We start from the raw sequence: 21,435 nt of genomic DNA, 5'->3' as shown, positions 1-21,435 counted from the left end.
GACCTCGCCTACGGCACCGCCGGCGCGAACCGGGTCGCCCTGATCACCGACGCGATGGGCGCCGCCGGCATGGGCGACGGCCTCTACCCGCTCGGTCCCCTCCAGGTCCAGGTCAAGGACGGCGTGGCCCGACTGGTCGAGGGCGGCGCGATCGCCGGCTCCACCCTCACCCTGGACGTGGCGTTCAAGCGCTCGGTCACCGTCAACGGGCTGAGCCTGAACCAGGCCGTCGAGTCGCTGTCCGCCACCCCGGCCCGGCTGCTCGGCCTGAGCGACTCCATCGGCTCGCTGGAGACCGGCAAGCTCGCCGACCTGGTCGTGGTCGACTCCGAGAGCTACGACCTGGTCGCCGTCATGCGCCGCGGCCGCTGGGTGCTCGGCGGCGAGGCGTTCCGGCCCGTGAAGGCCGACTGAGCGACCCGCCCGGAACACGACGCGGCCGCCCGTCCCCCTCGGGGGCGGGCGGCCGCGTCGCGTCCGCGGCGGCGTCAGCCGCTCGGCTCGATGGTGATCTGGTCGATCAGGATCGGCCCGGAGGGCACCGTGAAGGTCACCGAGTTCGGCCCGGCCTGGAACTGCGGGAGTATCCAGGTGGAGAACCAGGCGGCGGTCTGGTCCTTGGGGGGCGCCCCGTAGATCTTGTAGGTCACCCCGCTCGGCCAGTCCTTGCCGTTCACCGCGGCCCCGCCCTTGATGTCCGCGCCCGAGTAGTTGTAGTGCACGCTCAGCTTGTACGTCCCGGCCGTGGCGATGTCGCCGGTCCAGGTCACCGAACCGCCCGGCTGGAGCGTCAGGTAGCTGCCGTCGGCGGACTTGGCGCCCTTGACGCTGTTGCCGGACGGCGCGTTCTGCGCCTGGAGCTGGCCCGCGTCCACGCTCGTCGGCCCGGAGATGGCGGTGGCGCTCGACGTGGGGCCGGCGCTCGCGTTCGTGGCCGTCGGCGCCGGGCTGTTGGGGGCCGGCGGGGCGGTGGTCGCGGCGCCGCCCTTGGTGTTCTTGGTGTCGTCCGGGTCCCCGGTGGAGAGCGCTATGCCGGCGCCGATCGCTATCGCCGCGACCACGGCGACCGCGCCGATCACCGCGCCCTTGCTCCGGCCGCTGCTGCGCGGCTCCTCCCCCGGCTGCGGCCGGGAGTGCTCCGCGTAGCGGGTCTGCTGGGTGGGCGCGGCACCGTACTCGGGCTGCTGCGGCGATCCGGGCTGACCGCCGTACGGGGCCTGCGGCTGACCGCCCGGGTACCCCTGCGGCGGCATGCCCTGCTGGCCGTACGGCTGCTGCTGCTGTTGCTGCGCCCGCTGCGGCCCCCCTTGATGGTAGTGCTGGCCGTACTGCGCGCGCCCGACCTCCATCGGGCGGTTGTACGACGTGCGCGGGACCCCCTGCTGCGGCTCGGCCGGCTGCCCGGTGGAACCGTCGGCCGGGCGGTAGAGGTAGCCGAACGGGTCGTCGTCCTGCGGGGCACCGCCCCCCTGGCCCTCGGGCACTCCGTTGCTGCCGGCGGTCGTCACGGTGGTCTGCTCCCCCATCCGGTGCGCCGCCAGCTGCGGGCGGCGCAGATCATGGACGCTGTCGTACCGGGAACCCTACCTGTCGGATGTGACGGCGGGAAAAGACCCCTTGACAACTCACGGGTAACCCGGGCCGACCTGGGCGGACCCGAGCCCGCACCGGCCGTCCGCCGGTTCAGCCCGCGCGCCGGTGCGAGCGCTCGCCGCGCGCTCCGCGCACCGCCCCGCCCCGGGCCCGCTTCTCGTCGTACATCCGCTCGTCGGCGGTGTGCAGCACCTCCTCGATGCTCATCCCGCAGCCGGCCCAGCCGACCCCGAGGCTCACCCCCACCCGCATCGCCCGTCCGTCGATCCGCATCGGCGGGATGATGGCGCCCCGCAGCCGGTGGGCGAGGTCCTTGGCCTCCTCGCGGCCGATCCCGTCGGCCAGCACCACGAACTCGTCACCGCCGAGCCGGGCCACCGTGTCACCGTCCCGGACGGCCTGGCTCAGCCGCCGGGCCACCTCGACCAGCACCGCGTCGCCCGCGTTGTGGCCGAACCGGTCGTTGATCGACTTGAATCCATCCAGGTCGCAGAAGAGCACCGCGAGCCCCTTGTCCACCGCCGCCGCGCCGCCGGAGCGGAACGGCGCCGACCAGGCTTCGCCGCCCGGCCCGTACTCGGCCGGGACCACCGCGTGGACGTGCTCCCCGTAGCCCGGGCCGAGCCCGCTCGGCAGGCCCTCGGGCAGTCCGTAGCCGTGCACCGGCCCGGCGTACGGGTCCGCGCCCTCCAGCCGCTCGTGCGCCGTGTGCGCGCTGTAGGAGTCGGCCGGGTAGCCGTACGGCTGCGGGTAGGCCGCCTCGACCTGGCCGGCCGCGGCGCCGACCGGCTGCGGCTGGGCGCAGAGCCGGCGGGCCAGCCGGGTCTTGAGCTCGGCGCCGTTCGGCAGCCCGGTGAGCGCGTCGTGGCTGGCCCGGTGGGCGAGCTGGAACTCGTGCCGCTTGCGGTCCTCGATGTCCTCGACGTGGGTGAGCAGGAAGCTCGGGCCCTCGGCCGCGTCCGCGACGATCGAGTTGCGCAGGCAGACCCACTGGTAGCCGCCGTCCCGCCGGGACAGCCGCAGCTCCGCGCGGCCGCTCTCGGCGCTGGTGCGCTCCAGCAGCGCCCGGTCCTCGGGGTGCACGAGGTCGGCGAAGCTCTGCTGCCGCAGCACCGCCCGGGGCCGGCCGAGCAGCCGGCAGAGCGCGTCGTTGACCCTGGTCAGCTGGCCGCGCCCGACGCCGTGCAGCTCGGTGATCGCCATCCCGCTGGGCGCGTACTCGAAGGCCTGGCGGAAGCTCTCCTCGCTGGCCCGCAGCGCCTGCTGCTCCTTCTCCAGGCGGGCCAGCGCGCGTTGCATCTCGGCCCGCAGCCGGGCGTTGCCGATCGCGATGGAGGCCTGCAGGGAGAACATCTCCAGGGCCTCGCGGGTCCACGCCCCGGGCCGCTTGCCGCTGCGCGGGCGGTCCACCGAGAGGACGCCGAGGAGGTCGCCGCCGGCGCTGTACATCGGGGCGAGCAGCCCGTCGGCGGGGTGCCAGTCGTTGGCGTACACCGGCAGCGGGCTGTCCCCGATCCAGCGCGGGATGTCGCTGGCGACGGCCCAGCCGCGGTCGTACGGCAGGAAGCGCAGGGTGCCCCAGTGGTCGCTGACGCCGAGCAGCCGGTCCCAGGACTCCCGGGAGCCGACCTGGCCGAGCAGCACAGAGGGGCCGCCCATCGGGCTCTCCTCCAGCTCCCAGACGGCCGCCACCACGAGGTCGCCGTCCGGCCGGACCAGGCTGACGGCGGCGGCGTCGAAGCCGAGCCCGTGCACCGCGCCTTCGACAACGGCCTGGAGCGTGCCAGCGAGGCTGCGGGCAGCGTTGAGGTCCGCCACGACCCGGTGCAAGGTGCGGAGGGTCGCGAGACGGACGTACGGCTCCGACTCGGCTTCCATGCGGGGGCTCCCCGGCTGCTTCGGATAGTTCTTGATTGGTTATCGTCCGATTGCCAGAAGAACTGAATCACAGGGAGCACAGCGCTCGGCACGCTCGGTCAGCAATAGGCCATCACTTGTGACTTAAATCACACGACACTAATGCGCCCTTAATCAGTTCATCTGTCCCATAGCGGGACATAAAGCGCTATCGGCACATTTCTGGTGGTCGACCGCATGGGCCCCGGACTGAAGCCGACTGGGCCCGCCGGTCCGGCCGCTTCACTCCTGAGGGTGAGTTCGGCCACCGGGCGCAACCCTTCGGCCGGAGCGCCGGTCCTACGACCAAGGCCCGATGCCGTTCCTCCCGGGTGACGACTACCGTGCGGTACGTGTACCCGTCCCCGCAGCCCGAAGCTGCCCCCCACGCCACGCCCGACGAGTTCCGGGCTGCCCTCTCCCAGCTCGCCGCCGGCGTGAGCCTGGTGACCGTCCACGACCCCGAGGACGGCGAGGACGTCGGCATGACCGCCACGTCCTTCCTCTCGGTGTCGCTGGAGCCGCCGCTGGTGCTGATCTCGGTCCGCGAGGACTCCCGGATGGACGAGGTCCTCTCCCGGACGGACACCTGGGCGGTCTCGGTGCTGACCGAGGGACAGAAGACGCTCGGCTCCCGGTTCGCCATGAAGGGCCGGCTCAGCGACCGGCTGCTGTTCGCGGACACCCCGCACCGGCGCGGCCCGCGCACCGGAGCCCCGCTGATCGACGGCGCGCTGGCCACCGTCGAGTGCCGCACCGAGCAGCGGATACCCGCCGGCGACCACACCCTGCTGCTCGGCCGCGTCCTGGAGGCCGCGGTCCCCGACCCGGCCGGCCGCCCGCTGCTCTACTTCCGCGGCGGCTACCGCACCCTCGGCTGAACCGCCCGCCGGCTACTCGCCGCCGCGCGGCGCCCGGCGGCCCTGCTTCAGTTCGGAGCGGAGCCGCTTGTTGGTCAGCCGCCGCTCGACCATTCCCCGACTCGGCCTGGTCGCCCGCCGGGCCTTCGGCGGCGGCGCGCACGCCTCGCTCAGCAGCGCCGACAGCCGGGCCGCGGCCGCCTCCCGGTTGCGCCACTGCGAGCGGAACTCCGAGGCCTGGACCACCAGCACCCGGCCGTCCACCAGCCGGCCGGCCAGCCGCTCCAGCGCACGCTCGCGCCACACCTCGGGCAACGCCCCGGTCGACGCCAGGTCGAAGCGCAGCTCCGCCTTGGAGTCGGAGGTGTTGACGTGCTGGCCGCCGGGGCCGGAGGAACGCGAGAAGCGCCAGACGAGCTCGGCGTCGGGGACGACCACCGACCCCCGTACGCGGATGGGCTCGGACATGCGTCCATCATCCCGCGCCCGGCCCGCCCGGTCACCCGGTTATCGGTACGCCCCCGCGCCCGCGCACCCGGTTACCCCGATCCGCCCCGAGCCCCGACAATGGCGTACGTGATCGAGCTCGGCTACTCCCTCTCCAACCGTTTCCCCGACCCCCCGCAGACGGACTACCGCACCGCGTCCGTGCACGCCCTGCGCTACGACCTGTTCTGCGGCGACGTCTACCTGGACGGCGAGGGCTCGGACCTGTCCACCGCCTGGGGCTGGGTTCCGGTGCTCGACTTCGCCTGGGCGCTGTGCGACGTGGCCGAACTCCTGGACCGCGACCCGGACGGCGGCCGGGCCGCCCGGGTGCAGACCACCGACCTCGACTTCACCCAGAACACCGAGCTGCTGCGCTTCGCCCGCCGCTTCAACTGGGTCGAGGTCACCGCCACCTGGCTGCCGGACGAGCCGCCGGTGGTGGTCCGCCACGGCGAACTGCGGCGCGAGGCCCGGGACTTCCTCCAGGACACCCTGGCCGACCTCTTCGACATGCACCCCGGCCTGGCCGACAATCCGAACATCTGGACTCTGCAGGGCCGGTTCCGGCGGATCTGACACCGGCTTTGCCCGGGCTTTGCCCTCCGATTGGCGCCCGCGAAGAATTCACGCTTCCTGCGGAACCAAGCCGCCGGAGTATTGCGTTGTCCCGGGAAATAGCGCACGAAGCGAACGAAGGGACTGCAATCGTCATGCCAGTGAGCCTCTCCAAGGGTGGCAACGTCTCGCTGACCAAGGAGGCCCCCGGCCTGTCCGCGGTCACCGTCGGCCTGGGTTGGGACGTCCGCACCACGACCGGCGCCGAGTTCGACCTCGACGCCAGCGCGATCGTCCTGAACGCGGACGGCAAGGTGCTGTCCAACGCCCACTTCGTGTTCTTCAACAACACCAGCACGCCGGACAACACCGTCGTGCACACCGGTGACAACCGCACCGGTGAGGGCGCGGGCGACGACGAGGCGCTCAACATCAGCCTGTCCGGCCTGCCGGCCGAGGCCGTCAAGATCACCTTCCCGGTCACCATCTACGACGGCGTCGCCCGCGGCCAGAACTTCGGCCAGGTCCGCAACGCCTACATCCGCGTGGTGAACGCGGCCGGCGGCGCCGAGATCGCCCGCTACGACCTCTCCGAGGACGCCGCCACCGAGACCGCGATGATCTTCGGCGAGCTCTACCGCAACGGCGCGGAGTGGAAGTTCCGCGCCGTCGGCCAGGGCTACGCCTCCGGCCTGGCCGGCATCGCCCAGGACTTCGGCGTGCAGATCTGACGCACCCGCGGTTCTCGTTTTCCGGGGCCCGGTCGCCTCAGCGCGAGGCGCGCAGCTCCGGCAGCTCGATCAGCTCGGTCTCGTCCTCCGGCGTCAGGTCCACCACGGTCGGCTCGCCCTGTTCGGGCCGCTCGGCCGGCTCCGCCGCCCGGGCCTCGGCCTCGGCCTTCGCGGCCACCGCCTCGTCGCCCACCACGTCCGCCAGGTCGGCGCGCTCCCCCAGCTCGGCGACGCTGCCCACCGCCGGCGCCGGGGCCGCCGGGCGCGCCGGAACGGCCGAACCGCGGCCGAAGAAGCTGAAGCCCTGCCCGCGCGCCTGCCCGGACTGCGCCGGCCGCGGCCGCTGCCGCTCCCCCGGCGCGGGCGCCGCGGCGGGCACGGCCGGAGTCCCGCCGAGCTGACCGACCGTCGCGGTCAGCGCCGGGCGCACCGGCTCCGGACGCACCGGCTCGGGACGCGCCGGCTCGGGACGCACCGGCGACTGGGCGACCGGGGCCTGCCCCGGAGTGGGCACCGAGGGCGCCACCGGAGCCGGCACGGCCACCGGTGCGGGCACCGCGACCGCCGGGGCGGCCGGGGCGACCGCCGGCTCCGCCGCACGCGCCCGCAGGGCGACCTCCGCACCCGCCGTACGCGCCCGCTGCGCCTCCTGCTCCGCCGCGCGGCGCTCCAGGTGCCGCAGCACCGACGCCGCCCGCACGTACGCGGCCGGGCTGGCCGGGTGCTTCGGACGGCTCGCGGCGAGCGCCCGCTGGGCCGCCTCGGCCTCCTTGAGCGCCTGCTCGGCGACGGTCACGGCCCGCTCGCGCAGCAGCCGGGCGATCTCGGTCTCGGCCTTCGCCAGCCGCGACTTCTCCGCCGTCAGCCGCCGCCCGAACCGGGTGGCCCGCTCCTCGGCGACCTCCGCCGCGTACTCGGCCTCGGCCAACTGCTCCTCGAACCGCTCCTCGGCGCGCATCCGCTGGGCCGCGGACATCTCGGCGGCCGCCCGGGCCGCCTTGTCCCGCTGGCGCAGCAGCAGCGCGAAGCCGAGCGTCGCGATCACCGCCGCGACGCCCACCGAGCGCACCAGGATGGTGTCCTGACTGAAAAGCAGAGCGGCCAGTGCGGCGACCAGCAGTACGCCGGTGGCGGTGGGGGGGAAGGCCCGGCCGAGGACGGAGGAATGACGGTGGCGTCCGCGAGACATGTCCAAGAAACTAGCGTGCGAATTGGGGCCGTGTCAGCCCAGGGTCCCCTTCCGCCCTTGACAGGGTTCGGTTCTTACCGCACGTGCCCGGATTCTCACCCAAGATCACGAGGAAAGGGCCGCTCAGCGACACCGCAGCGACACCTCGGCGACGCCTCAGCGGTGCGAGGCCGCCTGACCGCCCGGGTCGTCGTGGTTCTCCGGCAACTTGCACACGTGCTGGATCCAGAGCGCCGCCGCTATCACCGCGGCCCCCGCCAGCACCGCGAGCCCGGCCGTCACGGCCTGGTCCTTGCGGGCCGACACGTCCAGCTCGCCCAGCAGGTAGATCCCGGCCCCCGCGTAGACGCCGGTGACCACCGCCGAGACCAGCGCGCTGGCCTGCCCCAGCACCACCGCCCGGGCCGCCAGCAGCGGGTCGACCCCCTTCGCCCCGGGCTGCCGCTCGCGCACCGCCTTCAGCCGGGCCCGCAGCGACAGCGCGGTCGCCAGCAGGATCACCGCCACCGCCGCCAGCACCACCGGCGCCGCGGCGGGCACGGCCGGCAGCGTGTCCACGGAGGCCCAGAGCTTGGAGCCGGCCCAGGACAGCGCCGTCGTGGCGGCGGTGATGCCGATCAGCAGGCGGAGGCGAAGCAGCTTCACTCGGAGGAGGTCCTTCCCGGGTACCAGAACCGGCCGCCCGCCCGGTGGCCCGGCGCGGCGACGCCAAGCCACCGTACCGGGCCCGGCCGGGCGGACACCCGCGCGAACGACGGACACCTACTCGTACGGCCGGGCCCCCGGTCGAGTTCCCCGGGCGACGGCCCGGCCGTCGGCCCTCCGAGCCCGGCCCCGGACCTACTCCGGCAGCGTCAGCCGGATGTCCTCGCGGCGCTTCACGCCCTGCGCGTCCGGGCCGCCCAGCGCGGTCAGCAGCGCGTCCACCCGCCCGTGCCCGGGCACCTCGGCCTCCGGCTGGGCGTCCAGCCAGGGAGCGAGCACGAAGGCCCGCTCGTGCGAGCGCGGGTGCGGCAGCAGCAGCTGCGGGTCGTCGCTCAGCACGCCCTCGTAGGCCAGGATGTCGACGTCCAGGGTGCGCGGGCCCCAGTGGACGGTCCGCACCCGCCCGAAGGCGTCCTCGATGGCGTTGCCGCGCTCCAGCAGGTCCCGCGGGGGCAGCGAGGTGCGCAGCACCACGACCGCGTTGTAGTAGTTCGGCTGCTCCTCCGGCCCGCCGACGGCCTCCGTCTCGTACACCGCGGAGACGGCCTTGATCCTCAGCCCCGGGGTGTCGGCGAGCGCGTCGACGGCGCCCTGGAGGGTGTCCAGCCGGTTGCCCAGGTTGCTGCCGAGCGCGACGACCGCGCAGCGCTGGCTGTGCAGCGTGGTGTCGACGGAGTCCACCCGGTCCTCCAGGTCGAACGCGTTCGGCGTAGCCGTCTGGTCGCTGGTGCTCATCGGAAAACGTCCTCTACATCGGATACCGGGCGCGCGGTGGGGGTCATGCGCGGCCCCGGTGGATGGTCACGGTCACGTCGTCGAACGGCACGGTGATCGGGGCGTCCGGCTTGTGCACGGTGACCTCGACCTCCTCGACCGCTTCGTGCTTGAGGCACTGGTCGGCGATGCGCTGGGCCAGCGTCTCGATCAGGTCGACCGGCTCCCCGGAGATGATCGCGGTGACCTCCTCCGCCACCAGCCCGTAGTGCGCGGTGCGGGTGAGGTCGTCTCCGGCCGCGGCGGGGCGGGTGTCCAGGTACAGCACCAGGTCGACCACGAAGGTCTGCCCCTCGACGCGCTCACGCTCGAAGACGCCGTGGTGGCCCCGGGCTCGCAGCCCCCGCAGGGTGACGCGGTCCAGCAAACGAATCACTGCTCCCAGTCGGACGGGCCCCACCCGGCGAAAGGCACGGACGGGCAGGGCGAAGGCGGGCAGCACGCCCGCCACTCCGTTTCGAATCTACCCGCGAGCACGGACAACGCCTGACCGTCCTACCCGGCACGAACCGACGCCACGCGCACCGATATGGCGATTGACGTGAACGTTCGGTGACCACTCGGAAATTCCCGGCGACTTTTCGGCACGGCATTTCCGCGGCCGCCGGAATCAGCTCTCCTCGTCGTCGTCCCCGCTGGTCAGAACGGGTGAACCGTGATGCGACCAGAGCTTCCACCCGGCCGGGGTACGGCGGAACAGATTCGTCGACACGACCTTTCCGCCGACCAGCGGTCCGAGCTCCCCCTCCTCCTCCGACTCGCCGCCGGACAGGATGTTCTCGGTGCACGTGACAAGGGCCACATCACCGTGCACCTCGGCCTCGACATCGGTCAGGAAGAACTGGATGTACTCCGTGTTCATCATGATCAGCATGTACGACCTGGTCACCTGCGCCCGGCCGCGGAGCACCGGCCAGCCCGGGTGCACGCACACCACGCCGCCCTTGTCGTCGGCGTCGGCGGCACCCAGCCAGGCCTCCTCGACCGCTTCCAGGTCCCCCCGTTCCAGCGCCTCGTAGAGCCCCCTGTTCGCCGCGAGCACGGCCTCCAGGTCCGCCTCGCGCGCCCGCCCGGCCGTGCCGCCGCTCAACCTGCCGTCACCTGTCACAGACCCTCCCTCACCCCAACCGCGCCGCGTGCTGCCAGGCCGCGACCACCCGGACGGCGTCCGCCGTGCCGGACACGTCGTGCACCCGCACCGCCCAGGCTCCGGCCCGGGCGGACAGCACCGACACCGCGGCCGTCGCGTCGTCGCGCTCCCGGGCCGGGCGCAGTTCCCCGGTTGCCGGGTCGGCGAGCAGCGTACCCAGGAACCGCTTGCGCGAAGCCGCCACGAGCACGGGACGGCCGAGCGCGGTGAGCGCGTCCAGTCGGCCGAGCAGCGCCCAGTTGTGCTCGGAGGTCTTGGCGAAGCCGAGCCCCGGGTCGAGGATCAGCTGGTCCTCCTTGACCCCGGCCGCCAGCAGCGCGTCCACCCGGTCGGTCAGCTCGGCGACCACGTCGCGCACCACGTCGTCGTAGACCGCCGTCGCGTACATGTCGGCGGACTGCCCGCGCCAGTGCATCACCACGAAGGGCGCGCCGGTCTCGGCGACCACCCGGGCCATCGCCGGGTCGGCGAGGCCGCCGGAGACGTCGTTGACGATCGCGGCGCCGGCCTCGACGGCGCGCTCGGCGACGGTGGCGCGCATGGTGTCCACGGAGACCATCACCCCGGCGTCGGAGAGCTCGCGCACCACCGGGAGCACCCGGCGCAGCTCCTCCTCCTCGGACACCCGCTGCGAGCCCGGCCGGGTGGACTCGCCACCGACGTCCACCAGGTCCGCGCCGCGGGCCCGCAGCGCGAGGCCGTGCGCGATCGCCTTGGCGGGGTCGTGCCACATCCCGCCGTCCGAGAAGGAGTCGGGCGTGACGTTGACCACGCCCATCACGGCGCAGCGCTCCAGCCGCGGCAGACCGGCCGGCAGGGAGAAGGACGGCGAATCGTTCATGCTTCCCATTATCGAACGGGGCCCCCGCCGAGGATGCTCGGCGGGGGCCCCGTTCCGTGTCGGCGGGCCGGCCCCGGAGGGCGGTGACGGGCCTCAGGCGGCCTCGGTGACCTCGCGGGTCGACGGGACCGGCATCAGCCCCTCGCGCTGGCGCCGGCGGCCGAAACGCGGCATGCCGAGCGTGATGAAGGCCTCCGCCTGCATCGCGGCGAAGCCGATCCGCGGCAGGTCCCGGGTGCTCGGGAAGACCAGGAAGCGCGGCTCCCACTCGGGCTGGAACTTGGCGTTGAACTTGTACAGCGACTCGATCTGGAACCAGCGCGACAGGAAGACCAGCAGCCCGCGCCAGGCGCGCAGCACCGGGCCGGCGCCGATCCGCTCGCCGCGGGCGAGCGCCGAGCGGAACATCGCGAAGTTGAGCGACACCCGGCGCACGCCCATCGCGGGCACCGCCTGCAGCGCGGCGACGATCAGCAGCTCGTTCAGGCCCGGGTCGGCGGCGCGGTCGCGGCGCATCAGCTCCAGCGAGATGCCGTCCGGCCCCCAGGGCACGAAGTGCAGCACGGCCTTCAGGTCGTCGCCCTCCTCGCCCTCCTCCGGGGCCTTGTGGGCGGTGACCACCACGCAGTCGTCGTCCAGCGGGTCGCCGAAGCGGCCGAGGGCCATCGAGAAGCCGCGCTCGGTGTCGGTGCCGCGCCAGCGGGCGGCGGCGTCGGCGATCCGGTACTTCTCCTCCGCGGTGAGCTCGGAGACCCGGCGCACCTGGCAGGAGTAGCCGTTGCGCTCGATCCGCTTGACCATCTGGCGCACGTTGCGCATGGCCCGGCCGGAGAGCGAGAAGGAGGCGGTGTCCACGATCGCCTCGTCGCCCAGCTCCAGCGCGTCCAGGCCCGCCTCGCGGGTCCAGACCTCGCCGCCGACCTCGCTGCACCCCATCACGGCCGGCACCCAGGCGTGCTCGCGGGCCTCGGCCATGAACACCTTGATCGCGCCGGGCCAGGCCTCGACGTCGCCGACCGGGTCGCCGGAGGCCAGCATCACGCCGGAGACCACCCGGTAGGAGATCGCGGCCTTGCCGGTGGGCGAGAACAGCACGCTCTTGTCGCGGCGCAGCGCGAAGTAGCCGAGCGAGTCCCGCTCGCCGTGCCGCCCGAGCAGCTCGCGGACCTTCTCCTCGTCCTCCGCGGTCAGCTCGGGCTTCGGCTTGCCCGGGCGCAGCGCCAGGTAGGCGGTGGTGAAGGCGGTCAGCAGGCCGAGCCCGCCGAGCAGGTAGGCGACCAGGTCGGACATCCGGACGTTGTTGTACCGGACCGGGCCCTCGAAGCCGAACAGCCCGTACCCGACGTGCTGCAGGCGCTCGGCCAGGCCGGGGTGGCCGATCTCGTACTTGGTCCGGGTGCTCACGATCAGCAGGCCGAGCAGCACGCTGAGGACGCCCATGACGATCAGGTTGACCAGCGCCCGCCAGCGGGTGCGCGGGTCGGCCTTGGCGTAGAACTCGCGCTGGTGGACCAGCATCACGACGAGGAGCACCAGCGAGACGACCGCCGGGCCGATCTGGTGCCAGCGCACGATGTGCAGTCCGGCGCTGACCGGCAGCAGCACGCAGACCGCCCGCCAGGCCCGCCGCTTGCGGCGGCGCAGCGCGTGCGCCAGCGGCACCAGCAGGATGCCGACCATCAGCGCGCCGACCGCCGCCAGGCTGGTGGTGCCGCCCGGCAGCTGCCCCGCGAAGGTGTGCACCTTGGTGTGCCGGAGCTTGGGGAACACCGCGCTGGCGATGTCCACGAGCCCGATCAGCAGACAGGCGTAGCCGACCGCTCCAGGGAGCCAGGCCCTGGGGACGGCGGACGCCTGGTTGCGCAGCGTCTGCAGGCCGCGGCGACGGCGCGGCGGCTGCTCGGGGCTCGGCTCAACGGACACGGGAACGCTCATGGAAGCTCAGCGTAGAGGCTGCGGTGCGGTGTCCTGTCACTCCGGGGGAGGACGCGTGATGGACCTTCATGCCTATTCCTTCATCAGGCAATGCGCATACCAAGGACCCGGAAACGATCGGTAAACCGGGTCCGTGGTCGCGCTGCGGGTTGAGCCGGCGGTGGGAGCCGGGGGCCCGCCGCAGCGTGGCGCGGCAGGACCCTCCGGGACGCGTTACGTACGGTGGACGCCGCATTCTAGGGCGCCGGTTGCCTTCGCTTCCCCCCGCCCTTCCCAGCCCGCCGGGCGTCCGGACGGCCTAGCCGCGGTGGCCGGGCCTGACGGACCGCCAGACCATGAAGCCTGCACCGCCCGTGTCCCACCGGAAGGCCGACGGCATGGAACTGACCAGCGACGCGCTGGTGAACTCGCTGCTCGCACTCGGCGTCGCGGCAGTCGTCGCGACCCTGTGGGTCTGGCCGCGGCTGGCGCCCCAGCGGCCGCTGCCGGTGCTCGGCCGGATCGGACTGCTGACGGTCGTTCAGGCCTCGGTCCTGGCCGTGCTCGCGCTGTCGGTGAACAACTCCTTCGGGTTCTACACCTCCTGGGACGACCTGCTCAGTCCGGGCGGCGCCAAGCTCGCGCTGACCGGCAGCGCGAACCACAAGGGCGGCACCCCGGTCTCCGACGCGCTGGTCCAGCCCACCACCGAGGGCGGCCTGGAGACCATCACCAACCTGCCCAAGGGCCCGCCCGAGGAGGTCGGCAGGATCGAGTCGGTCCGGGTCAGCGGCAAGGAGACCGGCTTCTCCGACCAGATGTTCGTCTACCTGCCGCCCGCGTACTTCGACCAGAAGCTCGCCCTGGTCCGCTTCCCCGTCCTGCTGGCCATCGCCGGCTACCCGGGCACCACGCTGAACCTGCTGCACGAGCTCCCGTTCGCCCAGACCGCGATCGACCTGCAGCGCTCCGGCAGGATGCCGCCGACCGTCCTGGTGATGGCCCGCCCGGCCGTCGTCCCGTCCCGGGACACCGAGTGCGTGGACGTCCCCGGCGGGCCGCGCACCGAGACCTGGTTCGTCAAGGACGTGCCCGAGGCCATCCGCAGCAGCTACCGGGTCGGCCGCACGGCCGGCTCCTGGGGCACCCTCGGCTACTCCACCGGCGGCAGCTGCGCGCTGCGCCTGGCGATGCGCTTCCCGAACGTCTACGGCAACGCGGCGAGCCTGCACGGCGACTTCACCGTGCGCCAGGACAACTACACCGGCGGGGACCTCTTCAACGGCGACAAGGCGCTGACCCAGCAGCACGACCTCGGCTGGCGGCTGCAGAACCTGCCCGTCCCGGCGCTCAACCTGCTGGCGGTCTCCACCCGCACCGAGGGCGACTACCCCCAGACCGTCCAGTTCGTCGACCAGGCCACCCGGGCCGCGGCGGGCAACCCGCAGTTCACGATCGACTCGCTCTACCTGGACGACGGCGGGCACAACTTCGACAGCTGGACCAGGGAGCTCCCGGCCACCCTCGAATGGCTGGGCTCGCACCTGGGCTAGGCCCGGCCAGGACCCGGCGAGGACCCGGCCAGGACCGGGCTAGGACAGGTGAGTGATTACCCGCCGGTCGGCCCGGACGGCCGGCGGCCCGGGGGGAACGTATCGCGACCGCCCGTCGGCCACCGCCGGGCACCGCCCCGGACCCGTGCAGGAGGCACCGTGCTGAGCACCCGCTCGCTCTTCGACGAGATCTACCGGAACGACCAGGCGTACCAGCTGTTCTGCAGCATCGCGGCCGACGGCGAGGACCAGGGCGGCTGGGAGAACGAGCGGATCAGCACGCTCACCCGGGACCCGGTCCTCGCCCCGAAGGTGGCCCGGCACGGTGCCGACGAGCGCAAGCACGGCCGGATCTTCACCCAGCTGCTGCACAAGCGCGGCCTGCCCAAGGTGCCGGTGCCGGACGAGGCGGACTACTGCATGCTGCTGGAGCGCCAGGGCGTCGGCCTCCCGCACGAGCGGCTGAACAGCGACGTCCCGCTGACCGACCGCGAGATCATCACCTACCTCGTGCACAGCCGGGTCACCGAACAGCGCGCCGCCGAGCAGATGCGCCGGCTGGTGAAGGTGTACCAGGACAACCCCGACCTCGGCCGGGCGATGCGGATGATCTCCGCCGACGAGGACAACCACCTCGCCTACTGCCACGAGGAGCTGCTGCGGCTGGTCTCCGAGGGCCACGGCCCGTACATCCGGCACGCCCTGGAGACCAGCGCCCGCGGCGAGATCCGCACCCACCGGGACGTCGGCCTCGCCGTCACCTCCCGGATGGCCCGGATCCTGCGCTGGCCGCGCTGGCAGCTCGCCCTGGTCACCCTCGGGGTGCGGGCGCTCTACCTGTACGACCGCGCCTACGGCTGGCGCCGGATGGTCACGCTGCGGATGCCGGAGCGCCGCAACGCGCTGGGCACCCCGGTCCCGCCGCACGCGGAGCACGAGGTGCTCTGAGCACCGCCCGGCCGGCCGCTGGCCCCTACCGGCCGATGATGAGGCTCATCGCCTCGGCCCGGGTGGCCGGGTCGCGCAGCTGGCCGCGCACGCAGGAGGTGATGGTCTTGGCGCCGGGCTTGCGGATGCCGCGCATCGACATGCACATGTGCTCGCACTCGACCACGACGATCGCCCCGCGCGGCTCCAGGATCCGCATCAGCGCGTCGGCCACCTGGCTGGTCAGCCGCTCCTGCACCTGCGGCCGGCGGGCGTAGACGTCGACCAGCCGGGCGAGCTTGGACAGTCCGGTGATCTTGCCGCTGGTGGACGGGATGTACCCGACGTGGGCCACGCCGCGGAACGGCACCAGGTGGTGCTCGCAGACCGAGGTCAGCTCGATGTCCTTGACCAGCACCATCTCGTCGTGGCCGAGGTCGAAGGTGGTGGTGAGGACGTCCTCGGGCTCCTGCCACAGGCCCGCGAATATCTCCTTGTAGGCCCGCGCGACCCGGGCCGGGGTCTCCCGCAGGCCCTCGCGGTCCGGGTCCTCCCCGACGGCGAGCAGCAGCTCGCGGATGGCGTCCTCGGCCCGCTTCTGGTCGAAGGTACCGACGGCGGGCGGACCGTCGAACGTCACCGGGTCGATCATGCGGGCCTCGCTTATGTATCGGAAGACTCTGGCTGAACAGCACGGATGCCGCGCCTCCAGGGTACAAACCCTGGTGACGCGGCATCCATTCCCTGCGGAGCGGGGGTCAGCCCTCGGTCGGCGGCTCGGCCGTCGGCAGCGGCGGGAGCTTCACGACGTCCACCGGAGCGCTCTCGACGGAGGCGGCGCCGTTGGTGAGCGCCAGCTCCTTCGGGGACTGCACCGGCGGCCGGGTGGACGGCGTGCGACGGGAGGAACCCGTCCAGGCCGGCCGGGCCGGGCGCTTGACGATCGGGGCGAAGACCTCGGCGATCTGCTCCTTGTTCAGGGTCTCCTTCTCCAGGAGCTCCAGGACCAGGTTGTCGAGCACGTCGCGGTTCTCGACCAGGATCTCCCAGGCCTCGTTGTGCGCCGTGTCGATGAGCTTCTTGACCTCCTCGTCGACCAGCCCGGCGACCTCTTCCGAGTAGTCGCGCTGGTGGCCCATCTCACGGCCCAGGAACGGCTCCGAGTTGTCGTTGCCGAACTTGATCGCACCCAGGCGCTCGGTCATGCCGTACTGGGTGACCATGGCCCGGGCCGTCGCGGTGGCCTTCTCGATGTCGTTCGAGGCGCCCGTGGTCGGGTCGTGGAAGACCAGCTCCTCCGCCGCGCGACCGCCCATCATGTAGGCGAGCTGGTCGAGCATCTCGTTGCGGGTGGTGGAGTACTTGTCCTCCTCCGGCAGCACCATGGTGTAGCCGAGGGCCCGGCCGCGGGACAGGATGGTGATCTTGTGCACCGGGTCGCTGTACTGGCAGGCCGCCGCGACCAGGGCGTGGCCGCCCTCGTGGTACGCGGTGATCTTCTTCTCCTTGTCGGACATGATCCGCGTGCGCTTCTGCGGACCGGCCACGACGCGGTCGATCGCCTCGTCCAGGATGCCGTTGTCGATCAGCTTCTTGTCCGAACGGGCGGTCAGCAGCGCCGCCTCGTTGAGGACGTTCGACAGGTCGGCACCGGTGAAGCCGGGGGTGCGCTTGGCGACGGCCGACAGGTCGACGTCGGGCGCGATCGGCTTGCCCTTCTGGTGCACCTTGAGGATGTCCAGCCGGCCCTGGAGGTCGGGGCGCTCCACCGCGATCTGGCGGTCGAAGCGGCCCGGGCGCAGCAGCGCCGGGTCCAGGATGTCGGGGCGGTTGGTCGCGGCGATCAGGATCACGCCGCCCTTGACGTCGAAGCCGTCCATCTCGACCAGCAGCTGGTTGAGGGTCTGCTCGCGCTCGTCGTGACCGCCGCCGAGGCCCGCGCCGCGGTGCCGGCCGACGGCGTCGATCTCGTCGACGAAGACGATCGCCGGGGCGTTCGCCTTGGCCTGCTCGAAGAGGTCGCGGACGCGGCTGGCGCCGACGCCGACGAACATCTCGACGAAGTCCGAGCCGGAGATGGAGTAGAACGGCACCCCGGCCTCGCCCGCGACGGCGCGCGCCAGCAGGGTCTTGCCGGTACCGGGCGGGCCGTAGAGCAGCACGCCCTTGGGGATCTTGGCGCCGACGGCCTGGAACTTGGCCGGCTCCTGGAGGAACTCCTTGATCTCGTGGAGCTCCTCGACCGCCTCGTCCGCGCCGGCGACGTCGGCGAAGGTGGTCTTCGGGGTGTCCTTGGTCAGCAGCTTGGCCTTGGACTTGCCGAACTGCATGACCCGGGAGCCGCCGCCCTGCATCTGGTTCATCAGGAACAGGAAGACCAGGACGATGATCACGATCGGGAGCATCGACAGCAGCAGGCTGACGAAGGTGCTCTGCTTCTCGGGGCTGATCGTGTAGCCCTCGGCGAGCGTGCTCTGGTCCTTGTCGTTGACCTGCGCCTGCAGCTTGTCGGCGATGGCGACGCCCTGGTCGCCGATGTACGAGGCCTGGAACTTGGTGCCGGACGGGGCCTTGCCCGTACCGGCGCTGGGCAGTGCGGCGCCGTCCTTCAGCTGGATCTTGATCGTGTTCGAGTCACCGGTGGTGATCTGCGCCGACTTGACGTTGTGCGCGTCGATCGCCGCGACGACCTGACCGGTGTCCACCGTCTTGTAGCCGTTCGAGTCCGAAACGACCTGCATCAGTACGATGACGGCGAGGACGGCCAGCACGATCCACATGATCGGCGCACGGAAGTATCGCTTGACGTCCATCCATGCGGGGCGTTGCCGCCCCGTCCCTCCTGCCACTCAACGGCGCCGGGGACTGTTGACCGCGGCGCGTCCGAATTGATGCTCATGTGAAGAGCGGTTTATTGGACCGTACCGCAGTCCGACCCACCCATGGCGGGAGCACGGCGACACGGCTTTGGTTCTCTGTCTCCCGGGTGCAACGGGCGGGAACGGCCCACTGTTCCCGCCCGTCGCCCGAACGGGGACCTCAGCCGCCGTAGACGTGCGGCGCGAGGGTGCCGATGAAGGGGAGGTTGCGCAGCTTCTCCGCGTAGTCCAGGCCGTAGCCGACCACGAACTCGTTGGGAATGTCGAAACCGACGTACTTCACGTCGATCTCGACCTTGGCCGCGTCCGGCTTGCGGAGCAGGGTGCAGACCTCCAGCGAGGCCGGACCACGCGAACCCAGGTTGCCCAGCAGCCAGGACAGCGTCAGACCGGAGTCGATGATGTCCTCGACGATCAGGACGTCACGGCCGGCGATGTCGGTGTCCAGGTCCTTCAGGATCCGCACCACGCCGGAGGACTTGGTGCCCATGCCGTACGAGGAGACGGCCATCCAGTCCATGGTGACCTGCGAGTGCAGGGTCCGGGCCAGGTCGGCCATGACCATCACGGCCCCCTTGAGGACGCCGACGATCAGCAGGTCCTTCCCTGCGTAGTCCCGGTCGATGCGCTCGGCCAGCTCAAGGAGCTTGGCGTCGATCTCGTCCTTGCTGATGAGCACCTTCGCGAGGTCAGCGCCCATGTCGTTCTGGTCCACCGGGGATACGTCCTCAAACGTTCGGGGTCTGTGTGGCCGGCGGTCGGCTCCCCCGGGGCATGCCTCGCCCGTCAGTCGCCCTGCCGCCGAAAGACCAGCGTGCCACACCTGCGGGTGGCCTCGACTCCCCCGGGTAGGTGCAGCGGGCCCTGTCCGCGCCATCCGGTGACCAGCAGGTCGATCGTCTCCAGGTGCCGGGCGAACAGGTCCCCGGCCGGACAGCCCGCCCGCAGCGCGGCCCGGCGCAGCACCCGGCGGCGCACGGCGGGCGGCAGTTCGGCCAGTTTCACGGCGTCCAGGGCGCCGTCGCCCGTACGGAGGTCGCGTTCGGCCAAAGAGGCCCACTGGTCGAGGGCGTCGGCGTCGTCGCGGAACAGCCGGGCGGTCCGGGCCAGCGCCTCGACCACGCCACCGCCCAGGTGCTTCTCCAGGACCGGCAGCACCTCGTGGCGGACCCTCGAGCGGGTGTAGGCGGGATCACAGTTGTGCGGGTCGTCCCAGACCGGGATCGACTGGGCGGCGCAGGCCTGCCGGGTGGCGGCCCGGTCCAGCTCCAGCAGCGGGCGGCGGTAGCGGCCCTTGTGGGCGGGCATCCCGGCCAGCGAACGGGAGCCGGAGCCGCGGGCCAGGCCCAGCAGCACGGTCTCGGCCTGGTCGTCCCGGGTGTGGCCGAGCAGCACCGCGATCGCTCCGTGGCGGTCGGCGGCCGCGTCCAGGGCGGCGTAGCGGGCGTCCCGGGCGGCGGCCTCCGGGCCCCCGGCGCGGCCGACCCGCACCGGGACGGCCTCCACCGGGTCGAGGCCGAGCGTGCGCAGCCGGTCGGCCACCTGGGCGGCGCGCTCGGCGGAGCCGGCCTGGAGCCCGTGGTCGACGGTGACGGCGCCGACCCGCAGGCCGATCTTGGGGGCCTCGAAGGCGGCGGCGATGGCCAGCGCCATCGAGTCCGCGCCGCCGCTGACCGCGACCAGGATCAGCGGTGAACCGGGCGCGGCCGGGGTGCGGGGCAGCCCGGAGGGGTGGCGCGCGGCGTTGCCGATCAGGGTGGTGCCGACCGCGGCGCCCACCAGCGGCGCCCCGGCCGGGCGCTCGCGGGGCTCGCGCACGGGCGCGGTGAAGGTGGTACCGGCCTCGGCGGCGAGGTCGGTGAGCGTACGGCGAACGGCCAGGCGTATCGCGGCGACAGCGGGGTGAGGGCCCACGGCGGAAGACTCCTCGTCGGAGGGGACAGGACTCGCGGCGGACGCGGCGGGGACCGCGCACCGCATGAGCGCCCTGTTACCGGGCGCTCACAGATGGTGGCAGAAAGGAGCGACCCGCTACGCCACCCGCGCCACCGGTACGACCACCGTCCCACGTACGGGTGAATGAAGAAACGCTTCTTCACCCGTCGTCTGGCCGATTGGACCACTCGTACGAGCGGGTTTGACCGACGCGCGCCGCTTGCCGCCCGGCTCACGGCGCGCCCGCGTCAGGAGCACCCGCTCAGCGGGCCACCCGGGCCACCCAGGCGGCCGGATCGTGGATCTCGTCCTTGGTCGGCAGGGTGTTCGGGGAGGTCCACACCCGGTTGAACCCCTCCATGCCGACCTGCTCCACCACGCCGCGCACGAACACCGCGCCGTCCTGGTACTGGCGCAGCTTCGCGTCCATGCCGAGCAGCCGGCGCAGCAGCAGGTCGAGCCGGTTGGCGCCGCGGTCCCGGCGCTGCTGGAACTTCTCCCGGATCTCGGCGACCGTCGGCACCACGGCCGGGCCGACGCCGTCCATCACCACGTCCGCGTGGCCCTCCAGCAGCGACATCACGGCCGTCAGCCGGCCGAGGATCTCGCGCTGCGCGGGCGACTGGACGATCTCCAGCAGGTTCCCGGAGGAGGCGCTCTCCCGGTTGCCGCCGCCCGGCAGGCCGCCGAACGAACCGGCCGCGTCCCGCAGCCGCTCCAGCAGGGCGCCCGGGTCGACGTCCGTCTCGGAGAGGAAGGACTGCACCTCGGACTGGATGTGGTCGCGCAGCCACGGCACCGCGGTGAACTGCGTCCGGTGCGTCTCCTCGTGCAGACAGACCCAGAGCCGGAAGTCGGACGGGTCGACGTCCAGCTCCCGCTCGACGTGCACGATGTTCGGCGCCACCAGCAGCAGCCGGCCCGGCCCGGGGCCGTCCGGCCCCAGCCGCGGCTTGTCGAACAGCGCCGCCGGGCTGTCCGGCGCCTCCAGCGGGGGCTCCGCCGGGGCGAAGGTCTCGTACTGGCCCAGCACCTTGGTGGACAGGAACGCCAACAGCGCCCCGACCTCGATCCCGGTGGCCTTCTCGCCCACCGCGCCGAACACCCCGGCCGTCGCGCTGTTCGCCCGACGCGCCTGGAGCTTCTCCACCAGCGGCTGGACGACCGTGCGGAAACCCGCCACGTTGGCCCGGATCCAGCCGGGTCGGTCCACCACCAGCACCGGCGTCGCCGCGGCCCGGGACAGGCTGGACGAACGCATGCCGGTGAACGCCCGCACGTGCTCCTCCGCCTCCAGGGCGTGCCGGCGGAGCTCGGCGACCACCGCCGCCGCTTCCTCCCGGCTCACTTCCGGCCCCGGCCGCACCAACCTGGTCGCGGTTGCGACCGCGAGGCTCCAGTCGACCATGTCAGCACCGCCACTCGCGCTCGTCATGCCCTCACC

21 protein-coding genes are annotated in these 21,435 nt (G+C 72.7%); 6 read left to right on the top strand and 15 right to left on the bottom strand.

Features of this window, described 5'->3' with window-relative positions; all coding sequences use genetic code 11:
- Positions 1–414: amidohydrolase family protein (locus tag ACFVGO_RS24945; protein WP_359909324.1), on the top strand; the 414-nt coding region annotated here is incomplete at its 5' end.
- Positions 415–488: 74 nt separating this feature from the next.
- On the opposite strand, the gene ACFVGO_RS24940 is transcribed toward ACFVGO_RS24945, so the two are convergent.
- Together ACFVGO_RS24940 and ACFVGO_RS24935 are read right to left on the bottom strand one after the other, a co-directional pair.
- Positions 489–1,508 (bottom strand): hypothetical protein, encoded by a 1,020-nt coding sequence (locus ACFVGO_RS24940; protein WP_359909327.1) that lies wholly within the window; start codon positions 1,506–1,508, stop codon positions 489–491.
- 175 nt (positions 1,509–1,683) lie between these two features.
- Positions 1,684–3,471 (bottom strand): diguanylate cyclase domain-containing protein, encoded by a 1,788-nt coding sequence (locus ACFVGO_RS24935; RefSeq protein ID WP_380357273.1) that lies wholly within the window; start codon positions 3,469–3,471, stop codon positions 1,684–1,686.
- 371 nt (positions 3,472–3,842) lie between these two features.
- On the opposite strand from ACFVGO_RS24935, the gene ACFVGO_RS24930 reads away from it, so the two are divergent.
- The gene (locus tag ACFVGO_RS24930; RefSeq protein ID WP_380357276.1) at positions 3,843–4,370 is read left to right on the top strand and encodes a flavin reductase family protein; all 528 of its coding nucleotides are present in this window, start codon (positions 3,843–3,845) and stop codon (positions 4,368–4,370) included.
- Positions 4,371–4,382: 12 nt separating this feature from the next.
- Here the strand turns inward: ACFVGO_RS24930 and arfB are convergent, their stop codons facing one another.
- Complete coding sequence (arfB, locus tag ACFVGO_RS24925; RefSeq protein WP_359909336.1) at positions 4,383–4,817, bottom strand: alternative ribosome rescue aminoacyl-tRNA hydrolase ArfB; 435 nt, start codon at positions 4,815–4,817, stop codon at positions 4,383–4,385.
- 108 nt (positions 4,818–4,925) lie between these two features.
- Between arfB and ACFVGO_RS24920 the strand changes: the two genes are divergently transcribed.
- Positions 4,926–5,414, top strand: a complete 489-nt coding sequence (locus ACFVGO_RS24920) for a hypothetical protein (RefSeq protein WP_359909339.1) — start codon at positions 4,926–4,928, stop codon at positions 5,412–5,414.
- 134 nt (positions 5,415–5,548) lie between these two features.
- Positions 5,549–6,124 (top strand): TerD family protein, encoded by a 576-nt coding sequence (locus ACFVGO_RS24915; RefSeq protein WP_359909342.1) that lies wholly within the window; start codon positions 5,549–5,551, stop codon positions 6,122–6,124.
- Positions 6,125–6,161: 37 nt separating this feature from the next.
- On the opposite strand, the gene ACFVGO_RS24910 is transcribed toward ACFVGO_RS24915, so the two are convergent.
- From ACFVGO_RS24910 to ACFVGO_RS24880, 7 genes are all read right to left on the bottom strand, one after another.
- Positions 6,162–7,313, bottom strand: coding sequence for a hypothetical protein (locus tag ACFVGO_RS24910; RefSeq protein ID WP_359909345.1), 1,152 nt, complete (start codon positions 7,311–7,313; stop codon positions 6,162–6,164).
- Between the two features lie 156 nt (positions 7,314–7,469).
- Positions 7,470–7,958: a DUF3180 domain-containing protein gene (locus ACFVGO_RS24905; protein ID WP_360353700.1), complete on the bottom strand. Its 489-nt coding sequence runs from the start codon at positions 7,956–7,958 to the stop codon at positions 7,470–7,472.
- A gap of 195 nt (positions 7,959–8,153) precedes the next feature.
- Entirely contained in the window at positions 8,154–8,753 is a 600-nt protein-coding gene (gene folK, locus ACFVGO_RS24900; RefSeq protein WP_359909351.1) for a 2-amino-4-hydroxy-6-hydroxymethyldihydropteridine diphosphokinase, read from the bottom strand.
- 43 nt (positions 8,754–8,796) lie between these two features.
- Positions 8,797–9,156 (bottom strand): dihydroneopterin aldolase, encoded by a 360-nt coding sequence (folB, locus tag ACFVGO_RS24895; protein WP_359909425.1) that lies wholly within the window; start codon positions 9,154–9,156, stop codon positions 8,797–8,799.
- Positions 9,157–9,402: 246 nt separating this feature from the next.
- A complete protein-coding gene (locus tag ACFVGO_RS24890) occupies positions 9,403–9,882 on the bottom strand; it encodes a nuclear transport factor 2 family protein (RefSeq protein WP_359909353.1) in 480 nt (159 codons plus the stop codon).
- A 28-nt stretch (positions 9,883–9,910) separates the two neighbouring features.
- Positions 9,911–10,792 (bottom strand): dihydropteroate synthase, encoded by an 882-nt coding sequence (gene folP / locus ACFVGO_RS24885; RefSeq protein WP_359909356.1) that lies wholly within the window; start codon positions 10,790–10,792, stop codon positions 9,911–9,913.
- An 84-nt stretch (positions 10,793–10,876) separates the two neighbouring features.
- Positions 10,877–12,718 carry a phosphatidylglycerol lysyltransferase domain-containing protein gene (locus ACFVGO_RS24880; RefSeq protein ID WP_359909359.1) on the bottom strand — a complete coding sequence of 614 codons (1,842 nt, stop codon included), beginning with the start codon at positions 12,716–12,718 and terminating at the stop codon, positions 10,877–10,879.
- A 353-nt stretch (positions 12,719–13,071) separates the two neighbouring features.
- Here ACFVGO_RS24880 and ACFVGO_RS24875 point away from each other — a divergent pair, with 353 nt between their 5' ends.
- Together ACFVGO_RS24875 and ACFVGO_RS24870 are read left to right on the top strand one after the other, a co-directional pair.
- Positions 13,072–14,250, top strand: a complete 1,179-nt coding sequence (locus ACFVGO_RS24875) for an alpha/beta hydrolase (protein WP_380634098.1) — start codon at positions 13,072–13,074, stop codon at positions 14,248–14,250.
- Between the two features lie 159 nt (positions 14,251–14,409).
- On the top strand, positions 14,410–15,198 hold the full coding sequence (locus tag ACFVGO_RS24870) for a ferritin-like domain-containing protein (RefSeq protein WP_359909365.1): 789 nt from the start codon (positions 14,410–14,412) through the stop codon (positions 15,196–15,198).
- 25 nt (positions 15,199–15,223) lie between these two features.
- Here the strand turns inward: ACFVGO_RS24870 and folE are convergent, their stop codons facing one another.
- The 5 genes from folE to ACFVGO_RS24845 all read right to left on the bottom strand — a co-directional run bounded on the left by folE (position 15,224) and on the right by ACFVGO_RS24845 (position 21,426).
- Positions 15,224–15,829 carry a GTP cyclohydrolase I FolE gene (folE, locus tag ACFVGO_RS24865; RefSeq protein WP_359909368.1) on the bottom strand — a complete coding sequence of 202 codons (606 nt, stop codon included), beginning with the start codon at positions 15,827–15,829 and terminating at the stop codon, positions 15,224–15,226.
- A gap of 106 nt (positions 15,830–15,935) precedes the next feature.
- Complete coding sequence (gene ftsH / locus ACFVGO_RS24860; protein WP_359909371.1) at positions 15,936–17,990, bottom strand: ATP-dependent zinc metalloprotease FtsH; 2,055 nt, start codon at positions 17,988–17,990, stop codon at positions 15,936–15,938.
- A gap of 226 nt (positions 17,991–18,216) precedes the next feature.
- Positions 18,217–18,771 carry a hypoxanthine phosphoribosyltransferase gene (hpt, locus tag ACFVGO_RS24855; RefSeq protein WP_280685463.1) on the bottom strand — a complete coding sequence of 185 codons (555 nt, stop codon included), beginning with the start codon at positions 18,769–18,771 and terminating at the stop codon, positions 18,217–18,219.
- A 71-nt stretch (positions 18,772–18,842) separates the two neighbouring features.
- On the bottom strand, positions 18,843–19,970 hold the full coding sequence (gene tilS / locus ACFVGO_RS24850; protein ID WP_359909374.1) for a tRNA lysidine(34) synthetase TilS: 1,128 nt from the start codon (positions 19,968–19,970) through the stop codon (positions 18,843–18,845).
- A 283-nt stretch (positions 19,971–20,253) separates the two neighbouring features.
- Positions 20,254–21,426 carry a zinc-dependent metalloprotease gene (locus tag ACFVGO_RS24845; RefSeq protein WP_380634094.1) on the bottom strand — a complete coding sequence of 391 codons (1,173 nt, stop codon included), beginning with the start codon at positions 21,424–21,426 and terminating at the stop codon, positions 20,254–20,256.
- Positions 21,427–21,435 lie beyond the last annotated feature (9 nt).

It is taken from the genome of Kitasatospora sp. NPDC057738 (assembly GCF_042798815.1).
GTDB lineage: Bacteria > Actinomycetota > Actinomycetes > Streptomycetales > Streptomycetaceae > Kitasatospora > Kitasatospora lactacystinica.
Note: the sequence above shows the minus strand (reverse complement) of the source record. Positions and strands in the feature narration are given on the sequence as shown.

Coding starts and splice junctions, on each gene's coding strand:
- ACFVGO_RS24935 (WP_380357273.1), bottom strand. CDS start 3,471: ATGGAAGCCGAGTCGGAGCCGTACGTCCGTCTCGCGACCCTCCGCACC.
- arfB (WP_359909336.1), bottom strand. CDS start 4,817: ATGTCCGAGCCCATCCGCGTACGGGGGTCGGTGGTCGTCCCCGACGCC.
- ACFVGO_RS24915 (WP_359909342.1), top strand. CDS start 5,549: ATGCCAGTGAGCCTCTCCAAGGGTGGCAACGTCTCGCTGACCAAGGAG.
- ACFVGO_RS24910 (WP_359909345.1), bottom strand. CDS start 7,313: ATGTCTCGCGGACGCCACCGTCATTCCTCCGTCCTCGGCCGGGCCTTC.
- folK (WP_359909351.1), bottom strand. CDS start 8,753: ATGAGCACCAGCGACCAGACGGCTACGCCGAACGCGTTCGACCTGGAG.
- folP (WP_359909356.1), bottom strand. CDS start 10,792: ATGGGAAGCATGAACGATTCGCCGTCCTTCTCCCTGCCGGCCGGTCTG.
- ACFVGO_RS24880 (WP_359909359.1), bottom strand. CDS start 12,718: ATGAGCGTTCCCGTGTCCGTTGAGCCGAGCCCCGAGCAGCCGCCGCGC.
- folE (WP_359909368.1), bottom strand. CDS start 15,829: ATGATCGACCCGGTGACGTTCGACGGTCCGCCCGCCGTCGGTACCTTC.
- ftsH (WP_359909371.1), bottom strand. CDS start 17,990: ATGGACGTCAAGCGATACTTCCGTGCGCCGATCATGTGGATCGTGCTG.
- ACFVGO_RS24845 (WP_380634094.1), bottom strand. CDS start 21,426: ATGACGAGCGCGAGTGGCGGTGCTGACATGGTCGACTGGAGCCTCGCG.